This is a genomic window from Nocardia uniformis NBRC 13702 (assembly GCF_001613345.1).
In the GTDB taxonomy this organism is placed as follows: Bacteria; Actinomycetota; Actinomycetes; order Mycobacteriales; family Mycobacteriaceae; genus Nocardia; species Nocardia uniformis.
On the sequence record NZ_BDCE01000039.1, the window covers coordinates 64,722 to 78,628 of the forward strand.

11 protein-coding genes and 1 pseudogene are annotated in these 13,907 nt (G+C 67.2%); 5 read left to right on the forward strand and 7 right to left on the reverse strand.

Annotated elements, in window-relative coordinates:
- Positions 1 to 31: 31 nt before the first annotated feature.
- Positions 32 to 1,366 (forward strand): FAD-dependent oxidoreductase, encoded by a 1,335-nt coding sequence (locus NU1_RS11120; RefSeq protein WP_067520018.1) that lies wholly within the window; start codon positions 32 to 34, stop codon positions 1,364 to 1,366.
- Positions 1,367 to 1,373: 7 nt separating this feature from the next.
- On the forward strand, positions 1,374 to 2,768 hold the full coding sequence (locus NU1_RS11125; protein ID WP_212761188.1) for an MFS transporter: 1,395 nt from the start codon (positions 1,374 to 1,376) through the stop codon (positions 2,766 to 2,768).
- On the opposite strand, the pseudogene NU1_RS44200 reads toward NU1_RS11125, so the two are convergent.
- Both NU1_RS44200 and NU1_RS11135 read right to left on the reverse strand, forming a co-directional pair.
- Positions 2,718 to 3,455: pseudogene (locus NU1_RS44200) on the reverse strand (aromatic-ring hydroxylase C-terminal domain-containing protein); the annotation flags it as partial. The gene NU1_RS11125 and the pseudogene NU1_RS44200 sit on opposite strands and share 51 nt — an antisense overlap.
- Before the next feature lie 297 nt (positions 3,456 to 3,752).
- Entirely contained in the window at positions 3,753 to 4,205 is a 453-nt protein-coding gene (locus NU1_RS11135) for a VOC family protein (RefSeq protein ID WP_067520019.1), read from the reverse strand.
- A gap of 159 nt (positions 4,206 to 4,364) precedes the next feature.
- On the opposite strand from NU1_RS11135, the gene NU1_RS11140 reads away from it, so the two are divergent.
- Positions 4,365 to 5,006, forward strand: a complete 642-nt coding sequence (locus NU1_RS11140; RefSeq protein ID WP_067520024.1) for a response regulator transcription factor — start codon at positions 4,365 to 4,367, stop codon at positions 5,004 to 5,006.
- 2 nt (positions 5,007 to 5,008) lie between these two features.
- Here NU1_RS11140 and NU1_RS11145 read toward each other — a convergent pair whose 3' ends face one another.
- Both NU1_RS11145 and NU1_RS11150 read right to left on the reverse strand, forming a co-directional pair.
- Positions 5,009 to 6,718 (reverse strand): SulP family inorganic anion transporter, encoded by a 1,710-nt coding sequence (locus NU1_RS11145; RefSeq protein ID WP_067520137.1) that lies wholly within the window; start codon positions 6,716 to 6,718, stop codon positions 5,009 to 5,011.
- A 52-nt stretch (positions 6,719 to 6,770) separates the two neighbouring features.
- Positions 6,771 to 7,094, reverse strand: coding sequence for a hypothetical protein (locus tag NU1_RS11150; protein ID WP_157552097.1), 324 nt, complete (start codon positions 7,092 to 7,094; stop codon positions 6,771 to 6,773).
- 256 nt (positions 7,095 to 7,350) lie between these two features.
- On the opposite strand from NU1_RS11150, the gene NU1_RS11155 reads away from it, so the two are divergent.
- Positions 7,351 to 7,758, forward strand: a complete 408-nt coding sequence (locus tag NU1_RS11155; protein WP_212761187.1) for a pyridoxamine 5'-phosphate oxidase family protein — start codon at positions 7,351 to 7,353, stop codon at positions 7,756 to 7,758.
- 41 nt (positions 7,759 to 7,799) lie between these two features.
- Here the strand turns inward: NU1_RS11155 and meaB are convergent, their stop codons facing one another.
- From meaB to NU1_RS11170, 3 genes are all read right to left on the reverse strand, one after another.
- Complete coding sequence (gene meaB / locus NU1_RS11160; protein ID WP_067520030.1) at positions 7,800 to 8,801, reverse strand: methylmalonyl Co-A mutase-associated GTPase MeaB; 1,002 nt, start codon at positions 8,799 to 8,801, stop codon at positions 7,800 to 7,802.
- A complete protein-coding gene (scpA, locus tag NU1_RS11165) occupies positions 8,798 to 11,065 on the reverse strand; it encodes a methylmalonyl-CoA mutase (protein ID WP_067520031.1) in 2,268 nt (755 codons plus the stop codon). The genes meaB and scpA overlap by 4 nt, the downstream gene beginning before the upstream one ends.
- 70 nt (positions 11,066 to 11,135) lie before the next feature.
- On the reverse strand, positions 11,136 to 13,001 hold the full coding sequence (locus tag NU1_RS11170; RefSeq protein ID WP_067520032.1) for a methylmalonyl-CoA mutase family protein: 1,866 nt from the start codon (positions 12,999 to 13,001) through the stop codon (positions 11,136 to 11,138).
- Positions 13,002 to 13,185: 184 nt separating this feature from the next.
- On the opposite strand from NU1_RS11170, the gene NU1_RS11175 reads away from it, so the two are divergent.
- Complete coding sequence (locus tag NU1_RS11175) at positions 13,186 to 13,899, forward strand: TVP38/TMEM64 family protein (RefSeq protein ID WP_084521184.1); 714 nt, start codon at positions 13,186 to 13,188, stop codon at positions 13,897 to 13,899.
- The last annotated feature ends 8 nt before the right edge of the window (positions 13,900 to 13,907 follow it).

Below are 13,907 nucleotides of genomic sequence, written 5' to 3' on the forward strand. Positions count from 1 at the left end.
AATCGATGAGCATCGATGAAAGGATTCTCTGATGAACGAACTGCCTGTGGTCGTGGTGGGTGCCGGGCCGATCGGACTGGCGGCGGCAGCCGAACTGCGTGAGCGCGGGTTGGCACCGTTGGTATTCGAACGCGGCCAGACCGCCGGTGCGGCGGTGGCCGAATGGAATCATGTGCGGTTGTTCTCCCGATGGGGTGAGCTGGTCGCACCGGCCGCCCGTCGCCTGCTGGACGGCACCGGATGGTCCGCGCCGCCCGCGGATTCGTATCCGACCGGACGCGAGTGGGCCGACGAGTATCTGGTACCGCTGGCGAAGTCCCTCGGCGAGGACGTCGTTCGCGTCGGTGTCGAGGTCGTCGGGATAGCGCGACGGGGCCGCGATCGAGTCGTCGACGCCGGACGCGACAGCGAGCCGCTGTCGGTCCACCTGCGGCACACCGACGGTCGCGAGGAACGCGTCCTGGCGCGCGCCGTGGTCGATGCTTCCGGGACCTGGGGCGGCCCGAACCCGCTCGGCGGCGAAGGGCTGCCCGCACTCGGGGAAATTCCCGCGGCCCAGGTGATCTCATACCGCGTGCCGGATCTCGAGGACGAGCGGGTGCGGGCCCGCTATGCCGGTGCGCACACGGTCATCGCGGGCAGCGGGCACTCGGCGTTGACCGCGCTCATCGTGCTGGCCGAGCTGGCCGAGCAGGCCCCCGGCACCCGCATTTCCTGGGTACTGCGCCGCGGCGAGGTCGGTAATACCTTCGGTGGCGGCGCCTCCGACGAACTGCCCGCACGTGGCGCCCTGGGGCTGCGCGCCAAGCAGGCCGTCGATGCCGGATTGCTCACGGTGGTCACCGGATTCCGCACCGCCGCGGTCGAACCCGGCGACAATGGACAGGTGGTGCTGGTTTCCGAGGCAGGTGAGCGGCTGGCGGGAGTCGATCACGTGGTGGCGCTGACCGGATTCCGTCCGGAATTGGCGTGGCTGTCGGAGATCCGGCTCGGCCTCGATCCGGTCCTGCAGGCCCCGATCGGGTTGGCACCTTTGATCGATCCGAATGTGCACTCCTGTGGGACGGTGTATCCGCATGGGGTGAAAGAGCTTACGCATCCGGAGCCGGGGTTCTATCTCGCCGGAATGAAGAGTTACGGCCGCGCGCCGACATTTCTGGCGCTGACCGGGTATGAGCAGGTGCGCAGTATCGCGGCCGAATTGGCCGGTGATCATGAGTCCGCGGCCCGGGTCGAGCTGACCTTGCCCGAGACCGGGGTGTGCGGTGGTGCCGGGAACTTCGATGATCCCGAGGCCGCGGCGGGCGATGGCGGGTGTTGCGCCGCCCCGGCACTGATCACGGTCGGTGCGGCGCGGGACAACTGATCCTTCGATGTCCGACCTCGACATCGATTCGCGGACCGGCACTCTCCCCCGTGCCGGTCTGCGGCGGGTATTGGCGGTGCTGTGCCTGACCGAGATCACCAGCTGGGGCATTCTCTTCTACGCGTTCCCCGTGCTGGCGGTGTCGATCACCCGCGATACCGGCTGGTCCATGCCGATGATCACTGCGGCGTTCTCGCTCGGCCAGCTCGCCGCCGCGTTCACGGGGATACCGGTCGGCCGCACGCTGGACCGCATCGGACCTCGTGCCGTGATGACCTCCGGTTCGGTGCTCGCCGTCGCCGCACTGCTGGTGATAGCGCTGGCACCGAATCTCGGTGTGTTCTACGCGGGTTGGTTCGCCGCGGGGGTGTCCATGGGCGCGGTGCTGTATCCGCCCGCGTTCGCGGCGCTGACGCGCTGGTGGGGTGAGGATCGGGTGAAAGCCCTGATGGTCCTCACCCTCGCCGGTGGGTTGGCCAGTACGGTGTTCGCGCCGCTGACCGCTGTGCTCGACGAGCGCACCGATTGGCGCACCGTCTATTTGGTACTCGCCGCGGTTCTCGCGATCGTGACGATCCCCGGGCACTGGTTCGGTTTGGGTGGCCCGTGGCCGCACCCGCCGGCCCCGCTCCATGACGGCTTCGACGACCACGCCGCCATCGCGCGCAGCCCCGCCTTCATCGTGCTGGCTATCGCGCTGTGCCTGGGCGCGTTCACCACGGCGGCCGGAGTGTTCAATCTCGTTCCGCTGTTGCAGGAACGGGGCTTCTCCCCCACCCTGGCGGCGGTCGCGCTCGGACTGGGCGGTACCGGACAGGTACTGGGCCGCATCGGCTACCTCCCGCTCTCCGCGCGCAGCACCGTCACCTTCCGCACGGTCGCCGTCCTCGTCGCGACCGTGGCGGCCACCGCGCTGCTCGGCCTCGCCACCGGCGTGCTGGCATTGATCGCGGTATCGGTCGGCGCGGGACTGGTCCGCGGAATTTTCACCCTGGTCAAGGCCACCGCGGTCACCGATCGCTGGGGCGCGACGCATTACGGGCGGCTCAACGGTCTGCTGTGGGCGCCCGTGGTGGTCGTGATGGCGCTCGGCCCCTGGGCGGGCACCGCGCTGTCGGCGGCGACCGGCAGTTACGCTCGCGCGTATCTGGTCCTCGCCGCCATTTCCCTGGTAGCCGTCCTGGCCGGCAGTGCCGCAGGACGTATCCCACCGGAACAGCTCGGTGCCCGCGTCATCCGACGTTCGGGGAGATCAGGCGGGCTGATCACCGTCCGGCTCCGCCTGGTCCGACGGCGTGCCGAACCAGCTGGTGAGGGCTTCGCGCAGCGCGGGCTCGGCGGTATCGACCGCTTCGTCGATGGTTGCGGCCCAGGCGATGTGGGCGTCCGGGCGGATCAGTAGGGCGTCGGCCGGCCGGTCATCGGTCTTGGCCGTCCGGATATCGACGCGATCCTGCCAGCCTGCCGCGACCTCCCGCAGGTCCGGACGGTCGGCGAGGACTAGCAGGACCGGCCGTGCGGAGTGCATGAGTTCGGCGACACTGATGACGCCCTGATCGGTGTGCAGCGTGAGGTCGGGTGCGAAGGTGCCCACCAAGACGTGGTCGGAGCCCGGCATCGGATAGCGGATATCGTTGTGGCCGACCAGGTCTCCCATCCGTCGCAGTGCGGGCTCATCGGCCAACAGTTCCTGGAAGACCTGCCGCAACGCGTCGTCGGCCGCGTCGTGTCCACGCCGCAGGGCCGCCTGGGCACGGGACTGCAGCTGTGCGCGGGTGCCCGCGTAGTGGCGTTCGTCGTGGTAGGTCTCCACCAGCCCGGTCGGCGCCCAACCGTGGATATCCGCACCCAACTTCCACGCGAGATTGACCGAATCGAGCATGCCGACATTGAGCGCGGTACCGGTAGGCGGCTGCGCATGCCGCTCCAATACCAGCGACCGCACACCCGCCAGACTCAACTCACCAGCCAGCATCAGGCCCGCCGGGCCCGCCCCCACAATGATCACATCGGTATCCAGCACATCCTGCTCCCCTCCGAGTCCCTCGACGCGTCCCCGCTCGTTCCGGTCGTCGACACCAACACGCATTCAGGTACTCCCATTTCCGCAGGTTCTGATCCAGCCCAGCGATTCTGCGGCATCCCCCGGGCCTTGCCGCAATCCCCCTGGTGCGCTATATGTTGGAAGGGGCAGGAGAACGGATCCGGCACTCACCGCAGTAGCCACGTTGATCAGCAGCACTCCCCCATTCACTGATCCCGACAGCGCGGCCCGCCGGTGTCCGAAGCCCTCCCATCAATCCCCCACTAGAACAACTGAAGTGGGTGCTGGACGCGCGCGACAGCTATTCGCCGGACAGAGCCTCCCGAATGGCATGGACGGCGGCTATGCGGCGCAGAATTCATTGCCCTCCGGGTCTCGCATAACCCACCAGTGACCGGCGGGGCCCTGGTCGACCTCGCGGACACGGGTCGCTCCCAGGGCCTCCAATCGGTCTACCAGGGTGGCGAGATCGACGGGCCCGCTGTGGATATCGATATGCAGGCGGTTCTTGACGGTCTTCTTCTCGGGGACATCCTGGAAGAGCAGGCGACGGCCCTGGCCGACGCCACTGGTCTGGTCGAACGGGTCGTCGGGGTGGCGGATTCCGGCGTAGCCGCGGAAGATCTTGCGGCCGTTGTGCTCGGCTACCGCCCGCTCGGGCAGATGCCCGGCGGCGAGTAGCTGTTCGATCAGCGCCGTGGGGTCCTCGACCTCGTATTCGAGGGCGGCGGCCCAGAAATCGGCGAGGGTGGGGGCGTTTCCGCTGTCGATGATCAGCTTCCAACTCAGTGCCATGGGAAGCCATTCTTCATGATTGGGCCCGATCTCAGCGGAAGGGGCGAACAGCAATTCTCCACGCTGATTCCGCGGGGAAATAGAGTCTTTGGACCATGCCGCTGGACCACGCGGTCAGGATAGGTTGGTCGTCTCGCTACCGACAGATCGGACGCGGTCATGATCAGGGTGTTTCTAGTCGACGATCACGAGATCGTTCGGCGCGGGTTGATCGACCTGCTCGAGGAGGACCCCGATCTCACGGTCGTCGGGGAGGCCGGGGATGTGGCGCAGGCATTGGCTCGAATCCCGGCACTGCGGCCCGATGTGGCGGTATTGGATGTACGCCTGCCCGATGGGAACGGAATCGAGCTCTGCCGAGAGTTATTGTCCCGGCTGGATGACCTGCGCTGTCTGATCCTCACCTCATACACCGATGAGCAGGCCATGATGGATGCCATTCTGGCCGGGGCCAGTGGATATGTGGTCAAGGACATCAAGGGGATGGAATTGGCCAAGGCCATCAAGGAGGTCGGTGCCGGGCGGTCCCTGCTCGACAACCGGGCGGCGGCGGCATTGATGGAGCGAATGCGTCGCAGTACACATCCGCCGGACGGGCCGTGGATGGGACTCACCGAGCAGGAGCGCAAGCTGCTGGATCTGCTCGGGGACGGGCTGACCAATCGACAGATCGCCGAGCGAATGTTCCTGGCGGAGAAGACCGTCAAGAACTATGTGTCGCGATTGTTGAACAAGCTCGGGATGGAGCGGCGGACGCAGGCGGCGGTACTGGCTTCGAGATTACGGTCCAGATCGCGGTGACGCTATGCCCCGGTCGCGCGCCGGAAAGCCGCGACGGCCGTCGGCAGGGTCGGATAGAGATGCTCCGCCCCGATACGGTCCACCAGGCCCGCCGCCTCGAGAGCGACACGCAGGTCCTGTTTGACCCGGGCCATCGCGAAAACGATGTCCCGGGACGCCAATTCGGCCCGTAGTTGTTCGAGTGCGTCGAGTGCGGTGAGGTCTACTTCCACATTGGCCTCGGCATTGAGCACGAACCAGCGGACCGGAACCCGGAGGTCGCGCGGTAGCAACTGTTCGGACAGGGTCACCGCCGCCAACGCACGGTGCCGGAAGTCCTCGGCATTGGCGAAGCACAGCGGCGTGTCATAGCGGTAGACCACCAGGCCGGGAACGGGTTTCGCCTCCGGGTAGTCGTCGATATCGTGCATACCCGCCATCCCCGGAACGAACGCCTGGATAGCGTCATGACCGCGGGCCACCCGGCGGAGCAGATCCAGGATGGACAGGGCGACGGCGATGCCCACCCCGTAGAGGACGCCGAACACCAGCACGGCCAGGGTGGTGCTCAGGGCGAGCACGAGTTCACTGCGGCGGAAGTGCGCGATGCGGCGGAACTCGGGAAGGTCGATCAGGCGCAGGGCCGCGTACACCACCAGCGCACCCAGCGCCGCCGTCGGGAATTCGGCGAGAATACCGCGCGCGCCGAACAGAACGATGAGGACCGTGCCGAGCGCCACCACCGAATAGGCTTGTGTGCGAGCACCGGCGGCATCGGCGATGGTGGTGCGGCTGGCGCTGCAACTGACCGGAAAGCCGTGCAGCACACCGGATGCCAGGTTGGTCGCGCCGAGTGCGCCGAGTTCCACGTTGGCATTGGTGCGTTCACCGTGACGAGCCGCGAAAGCGCGGGCGGTGAGTGCGTTATCGGAGAACCCGACCAGCGCAATCCCGATGGCGGGCAAGAACAACAGGGAGAGATCGGAGACGGCGACTCCCGCGACTCCCGGCACCGGTATACCGGCCGGGACCGCCCCCACCACGCGAATACCGCGCTCGCTCAGCGAGAAGACCCCGACCACCAGCGAAGCACCCAGCACCGAGAGCAATGGCCCGGGCGCACGCGGCACCCACCGCCTCAGCGCCAGCAGTCCGGCCAGCACAACAAGAGCCAGTATCGTTGTGGGCCAGTGCACTTGGTTGATATTCGACAGGAATGAGCGCACCTGACGCGGAATCGTGCCACCGTCCACGCGCACCCCGGTCACCGTGCCCAACTGACTGGCGATCATGACACCCGCGGTCCCCGCCAAGTACCCCACCAGCACCGGTTTGGAGAGGAGTTCGGCGAGGACACCGAGGCGCGCGATGGATCCGACGACACAGATCGCTCCCACCAGCAGCGCGAGCATTGCCGCCAGTGCGGCGTATCGGCTCGGATCGCCCGCCGCGAGCGGGGCCAGGGTGACCGCGGTGAGCAGCGCCGTCGTCGACTCCGGGCCGACGGACAGCCGCCGCGACGACCCGAGGAATACGTACACGGCCAGCGGGCCCAGTGCGGCCCACAGTCCCGTCACCGGCGGGAGTCCCGCCACGGCCGCATACGCCATGACCTGTGGGACCAAATACGCGGCGACTGTGACCCCGGCCAGCACATCGGGCCGCAGCCACGCCCGCTGATAGCCCCGGAACTGTTCGAGTCCCGGAAGAAAACGCGCCGGACCAGTGATCATCAGATCCAGACAGTACCGCGCGACGCGCCCGCCGCCCGGGAGCACCGCACACCTACCGGACTGTGCCGCCGTCCCCGTTGCCGGGCGCGGTGTGCTCGCGGGCCAGCGAGAGCATGGCCAACCCGGCATCCCTGATCACGATATCGAGCCCGTCCAGGATTTCGCCGACCGCGGTACCGGCCGCTCGCATCCGCTCCGGCGCGGGATCGGGATGGTCGATCTCGGCCCGCAGGGTATGCAACCGGAGGCCGATGTCGAACAGTCGCCGGATGAGACGGTCGTTCGAATCCATATAGGCCGCCTGGCTGTCCGCCAGTCGCGTCGGGTCGAAGTCTCCGGACCGGGGTGGCGGGATCGGCGGCGAGGCATCGGTCAAGCTCGCCTCCTCCAGGCACGCTGCGCTCCTGAGCCGCACGTCGGGACCCGGGAATGTGTCACGCATATCGTACGCTCCAACCGTCCGGGACAGATGGACTCCGCCGGGCGCAATTTCGCTCCCCCGCACCACAAATCATGCGTCCGCACTTTTTCGAGAACGGGTCCGTCACGAGTCCGGAAAACATGGAATACTTCGTGTCCCAGCGGGAATGCGGTCGCATACCGATGGTGGAGAGAGTTTGTGGGGTGTTGCCGTGCATGAGGAACTTCAGCCGCGGGAACTGTCGACATCGGATTCGCTGCGACTGCTGGGCAGTGTGCGGTTCGGGCGAGTGGCATTCTCGCGGTACGCCCTACCCACCATCCGGCCGGTGAACCATCTGGTGGAGGGCGGGCTGATCGTCATCCACGCCAATCCGGGCATCACCCTGTCGTCGGACCGGCAGGTGGTGGCCTACGAGGCCGACACCATCGACCACGATACGCAGCATGGATGGTGCGTTATCGTCACCGGAACCGCGGAGGAGGTGACCGACCCGAGCGAACTCGCGCACTATCGCCGACTGCTCCCCACCACCCTGCCCGGACCCCGGCACCGAATAGTGCGGATCCGCCCCGATTTCATTACCGGCGTGGAATATGTTCCCGCCGACGACAATTGATTTCGGGCGCACCGAATTCGCACTACATTGCGATCCGGCGGTCAGCTCGGGTTCCCGTCGAACGCGTTCAGGATTTCCTCGGCCGCCAGCGCCGGGGTGAGCGAGCCGTCGCGCACCTGCTTCTCCACCTGTGTGCGCAGGGATTTCACATTCGGATTGTCGGTGAGGCGGCGTAAAAGCTGGTCGTGCACCATATTCCAGGTCCAGTCGACCTGCTGACGGCGGCGCTTCTCGGCGAACTCCCCCGCTTCGGTGAGTACGCGGCGGTGTTCGAGGACGGTATCCCAGAACTTGTCCAGACCGACGCCCTCGAGGCCGCTCATGGTGATTACCGGTGGGTGCCACAGCGATTCGCGCGGATGGATCAGTCGCATGGCCCCGCTCAGCTCGCGCGCCGCCGCCGTGGCCTCCATCTCGTGTTTGCCGTCGGCCTTATTGACCGCCACCAGGTCGGCGAGTTCGAGAACGCCCTTCTTGATGCCCTGCAATTGGTCGCCGGTGCGAGCCAGCGTCAGGAAGGTGAACACGTCGACCATATTGGCGACGGTGACCTCGGATTGGCCGACGCCGACCGTCTCCACCAGGATGACGTCGTAGCCCGCCGCTTCCAGCAGGACAATGGTTTCGCGGGTCGCCTTGGCGACGCCGCCGAGGGTGCCCGCGGTGGGCGATGGGCGAATGAAGGCGTCGCGTTCCACCGACAGTCGTGCCATCCGGGTCTTATCGCCGAGGATGGAGCCGCCGGTGCGCGTCGAGGACGGGTCGACCGCCAGCACCGCGACCTTGTGGCCGTCCGCGATGAGCCGCATACCGAGCGAGTCGATGAAGGTCGACTTGCCGACGCCCGGAACACCGGTGATACCTACGCGATTGGACACCACCGCATCCGCGCCGGGGGTAACCCGCAGCAGCAGTTGCTGTGCCAGTTCCCGATGGTCGGCGCGGGTGGATTCGACGAGGGTGATCGCACGCGCGAGGGCGGCCCGCTCACCACCCCGGACCGCCGTCGCGAGAGCGTCGACATCGATGACGCGCTTGGTCATTCGGTGCTTTCGGCCTCGCTCGCGCCGGTGCCGATCTCGTGTCCGAGTTCGGACCCCAGCTTCTTGATCAGGTCGATGGCGGCATCGGCGATGACGGTGCCGGGCGCGAAGATCGCCGCGGCACCAGCCTGGTACAGCTCGTCGAAGTCGCCGGGCGGGATCACACCGCCGACGACGACCATGATGTCGGGACGACCGACATCCGCGAGGGCCTGCCGCAGGGCGGGCACCAGCGTGAGGTGGCCCGCGGCGAGGGAGGAGACGCCGACGACGTGCACGTCGTTATCGGCCGCCTGCTGCGCCACCTCTTCGGGGGTCTGGAACAGCGGGCCCACATCGACATCCATACCGAGGTCGGCGAAGGCGGTGGCAATCACCTTCTGGCCGCGGTCGTGGCCGTCCTGGCCCATCTTGCAGACCAGGATGCGGGGGCGACGGCCCTCGTGCTCGGCGAATTCCTCGACCAGTTCGATGGCCTGACTGATATTGGTCACCTTGCCCGCCTCTTCCCGGTAGACGCCCGACAGGGTGCGGATTTCGGCCTGATGGCGGCCGTAGACCTTCTCCAGGGCGTCGGAGATCTCACCGACGGTGGCCTTGGCGCGGGCGGCATTGATGGCCAGCGCGAACAGGTTGTTGGCCATCCCGCCCTCCGAAGAGGCCGCGGCACGGGTCAATTCGGCGAGCGCGCGCTCCACCTCGGTCGAATCGCGTTCGGCGCGCAGGCGAACGAGTTTCTCGTTCTGCTCGGCGCGCACCCGGGAGTTCTCGACCTTGAGGACCTCGATCTCCTGATCCTGCTCGACCACATACTTATTGACGCCGATCACCGCCTGCTGGCCGGTGTCGATGCGCGCCTGGGTGCGGGCGGCGGCCTCTTCGATCCGCAGCTTCGGAATACCCTCCGAAATCGCCTGCGCCATACCGCCGTGCGCCTCCACCTCGGCGATATGGGCGCGGGCCCGCTCGGCGAGCTGGTGGGTGAGCCATTCGACGTAGTAGGAGCCGCCCCACGGGTCGGCGGGCCGCGTCGTATTGGACTCCTGCTGAATCAGCAGCTGGGTATTGCGGGCAATGCGGGCGGAGAAGTCCGTCGGCAGGGCGAGGGCCTCGTCGAGGGCGTTGGTGTGCAGCGACTGGGTGTGGCCCTGGGTGGCGGCCATGGCCTCCACACAGGTGCGCGGGACATTGTTGAACACGTCCTGCGCGGTGAGCGACCATCCGGAGGTTTGCGAATGTGTGCGCAGGGCGAGGGATTTCGCGCTCTTGGGCTCGAATTTCGCGACGAGCTCACTCCACAGCAGTCGGCCCGCGCGCAGCTTGGCGACCTCCATGAAGAAGTTCATGCCGATGGCCCAGAAGAACGACAGCCGCGGCGCGAACTGGTCGATCTCCATACCGGCGTCCAGCCCGGCGCGCAGATACTCGACACCGTCGGCGAGGGTGTACGCCAATTCCAGATCGGCGGTGGCCCCGGCCTCTTGGATGTGGTAGCCGGAGATGGAGATGGAGTTGAACTTCGGCATCTTCGCGGAGGTGTAGGCGAAGATATCGGAGATGATCCGCATGGAGGGCTTGGGCGGATAGATGTAGGTATTGCGGACCATGAACTCTTTCAGAATGTCGTTCTGAATGGTTCCGGCCAGCTGTTCGGGCTTGACGCCCTGCTCCTCCGCGGCGACGACGTACAGTGCGAGAATGGGCAGCACCGCGCCGTTCATGGTCATCGAGACCGAAACCTGGTCGAGGGGAATCTGATCGAACAGTTCCCGCATATCCAGGATGGAGTCGATGGCGACCCCGGCCATGCCGACGTCGCCGGAGACGCGCGGGTGATCGGAGTCGTAGCCACGGTGCGTGGCGAGGTCGAAGGCGACCGACAAGCCCTTTTGACCCGCCTGCAGATTGCGGCGGTAGAAGGCATTGGAGTCCGCGGCGGTCGAGAAGCCCGCGTACTGGCGGATGGTCCACGGCTGGTTGACGTACATGGTCGGGTACGGGCCGCGCACGAACGGGGCCACACCGGGCACGCTGTCGAGCGGATAGCCCTCGGCGACAATGGCGTCGCGGTGTTCCTTGGTGAAAACCGGGCCTACGTCGATACCTTCGGGTGTCGCCCAGTTCAGCTGTTCGGGGACATAGTGATTGGCGGTGGCAGCCTCCTTCACGAACTCCGCGACCTGCTCGCCGGTGACGGCGGCGTCGGCGGTGCCCTCGAGGGGGACCTCGGCGAAATTGCCGATCAGATGCTTGATCTCACTCATACTGCGTCCTTTCGGCATGTGCGGAGGCCCTGCGTGGTTACGCAAGCTGCCGCCTCCGGGCCTGATCCGCTCATGCCGGCGCTCCCAGCTTGTCGAGCAGGCCGGACAGTGCGGCAACCGCGTCGATCCGTGCCGCGACGAATCCGTCCGGACGCTGTACGCCGGTGGTGTCGGCGACCGCCTTCTCCGATCCGGCGAGCAGCACGGTGGTAATACCGGCCGCGCGCAATGCCTCGACGGTGGCTCCGGCTTCCGCGCCGTAGCGGTTGTCGGAACCACAGAGCACCGCGACGCCGGCTCCGGACTCCTCGACCGCCCTACCGATTCCGGCGAGGTCGAGGGCGCCGGGGTTGACCGTCTCGATACCGCCGGAGGCCAGCAGGTTGGCGGCGAAGGTGACACGTACATTGTGCTCCGCCACCGGGCCGAGCGGTACCAGCAGCGCCTTGGGGCGGACACCGTTGGCGACCAGGTAGGCGTCGGAGCGGTTACGCAGGGTCTCGAAGGCCGCGCCGTAGCGGGCGATCGGGCTCTCCGCACGCGCCGCCTCCGACAGCGGCGGCTCGCTCAGGTTCGGGAATTCGTTGACGCCGGTGACCGCGGTCTTGCGGTGCGCCACATCGGAATCGCGCTTCACCTTGGTGGCGGCTATGGATTCGGCGAGCAGTCCGGATTGCAACGCGGCCAGGTAGCCGCCCGCCGCCTCCAGCTGCTGCATGAATTCCCATGCCTTGGCGGCGAGTTCGTCGGTCAGCGATTCGACGAACCAGGAGCCCGCACCCGGATCCCGCACGAAGCCCAGGTGCGACTCCTCGAGGAGCAGCAGCTGGGTATTGCGGGCCATCCGCTCCGAGAACGCCTGGGACACCTCGAGTTCCCCGGCGGGCAGCGCCGAGTCGAACGGCAGCACCGTGACGGTATCGGCGCCGCCGACACCCGCACCGAAGGCGGCGAGGGTGGTGCGCAGCATATTCACCCACGGATCACGCTGGGCCATCATGGCGGCCGAGGTGACAGCGTGCTGTGGCGCATTGCCGTGGTCCGGTGCGCCGCAGACCTGCGCCACGCGAGCCCACAGGCGGCGGGCGGCACGGAATTTGGCAATGGCCTCGAACTGGTCGTCGGTGGCCGCGAAGCGGAATTCCAGCTGGCCCAGCGCCTCGGCGATATCGATACCGGCCGCGGTGAGGGCCCGCAGGTACTCCAGGCCCGCGGCCACGGCCGCGCCGAGCTCCTGGGCGTCGGAGGCACCGGCGTTATGGAACGCGTTGCCGCACACGGTGATCGCGCGAACGGTCTCCGGGCGGGCAATGGCCCGCTGGGCCAGCTCGACGGCGCCGTCCATGTCGATTGCGGAGGTACCGGAGAACAGGCTGGTGAGCGGCGTCGCACCAAGCTGCACCAGTACCTCTGCACGATTGTCCACGGTGTAGCCGTCGAGCACCCGGAAGACCTCGGCGGCGGCTTCGGCGGATGCACTGCCCGCGTCGATGGTCAGCGGGGCGAGCTCGAACAGCAGACCATTGAGCGCGGCCGGAATCTCGGTCACCGGGACGCCGCGGTCGCCGACACCCAGCCATACCGAGCTGACGCCGTTCTCCAGCGCGAACAGAATGTCCTGATTCACCTTCTCGGCGTCCGAGCCCTCGAAACGCACGCTGACGAACCAGCCGCGGTGCACATCGCGGGTGGCATCGCTGCCGCGCACGAACGGGAAGGCACCCGGCAGTGGCTGCTCGGGCAGCTCATCGCGGCGTGTGTAGAGCGGATTGACGGTCAGACCGTCGTACGTCGAGACCGCGAGCAGCTTTTCCGGCTCATCCGGCAATTCCGCGATGTCCACCCTGCGGGCCTTGGCCAGCACCCCGGCGACACCCTTGCGCCAGGCGGCATACTCGGGCACCGGCTCGGTGCTCGAGTCTGAAGCAATCGGCATAGCTGCTGTTTCCTTCTCCCACTCGAACCCCCGAAGGAGACCGCCCCTGTAGCGCCGAACGTCTTGTTCGCCCTGCTCAGACGGCACTTCGGTTAACGAGCATTCCTCGTCTTTACTCTGATGCTAGTGGCAGGGTTGTGATTCCCGTCGCCGGGTGTTCACTACCAGCCGGTAACCTGGCGCGGTGCCAACAACGCCGCGCAGCCGATTCAGCCGACTCGGCGGATACCGCACCCTCGCGCTGATCTTCGCTGTCGCCGCACTCTTCGGCATTGCCGCACTCGTACCGCTACCGACCGCCACGCAGGTCCGGACCTGGGCCGACTCCTGCGGGCCGCTCCTGCCGCTGGTGTTCTTCACCCTGCACGCGCTGGTCTGTGTCACGCCTTTTCCACGCACCGTATTCACCCTCAGCGCCGGAATGCTCTTCGGACCCGTCCTCGGCCTGAGCCTCACGATCTCCGCGAGCACGGTTAGCGCGGTATTGGCTCTGCTGCTCGTCCGTGCTCTCGACAAGGACCGAATGCGCGCCCGCCTGACCCATCCGACCGTCCGGTCGATCGATGAGCGCCTCGCCCGCCGCGGCTGGCTCGCGGTCGGCTCACTGCGCCTGATCGCCTTCGCACCCTTCGCGGTGGTGAACTACTGCGCCGGGCTGTCATCGGTCCGCACAACCCCGTACGTCGTGGCCACCGTGCTGGGCATCCTCCCCGGAACAATCGGCACCGTCCTGCTCGCCGACGCCCTCACCACCAGTGCCTCCCCCACTCAGATTCTGGTCTCGGGCGCGTGTATCGCGGTCGGCATCCTCGGCCTGGTCATCGATACCCGGCTCGCCACGCCCGGTGGAGCCCGTGCGGCAGCGCCCGCACCGGAGCCGGAGCCGGTCGCGCCCTGACCACGCGC

Excerpts from the sequence above, each read along its gene's own strand:
- NU1_RS11120 (WP_067520018.1), top strand. The coding sequence starts at position 32 with ATGAACGAACTGCCTGTGGTCGTGGTGGGTGCCGGGCCGATCGGACTG.
- NU1_RS11145 (WP_067520137.1), bottom strand. The coding sequence starts at position 6,718 with ATGATCACTGGTCCGGCGCGTTTTCTTCCGGGACTCGAACAGTTCCGG.
- NU1_RS11170 (WP_067520032.1), bottom strand. The coding sequence starts at position 13,001 with ATGCCGATTGCTTCAGACTCGAGCACCGAGCCGGTGCCCGAGTATGCC.
- NU1_RS11140 (WP_067520024.1), top strand. The coding sequence starts at position 4,365 with ATGATCAGGGTGTTTCTAGTCGACGATCACGAGATCGTTCGGCGCGGG.
- NU1_RS11125 (WP_212761188.1), top strand. The coding sequence starts at position 1,374 with ATGTCCGACCTCGACATCGATTCGCGGACCGGCACTCTCCCCCGTGCC.
- meaB (WP_067520030.1), bottom strand. The coding sequence starts at position 8,801 with ATGACCAAGCGCGTCATCGATGTCGACGCTCTCGCGACGGCGGTCCGG.
- scpA (WP_067520031.1), bottom strand. The coding sequence starts at position 11,065 with ATGAGTGAGATCAAGCATCTGATCGGCAATTTCGCCGAGGTCCCCCTC.
- NU1_RS11135 (WP_067520019.1), bottom strand. The coding sequence starts at position 4,205 with ATGGCACTGAGTTGGAAGCTGATCATCGACAGCGGAAACGCCCCCACC.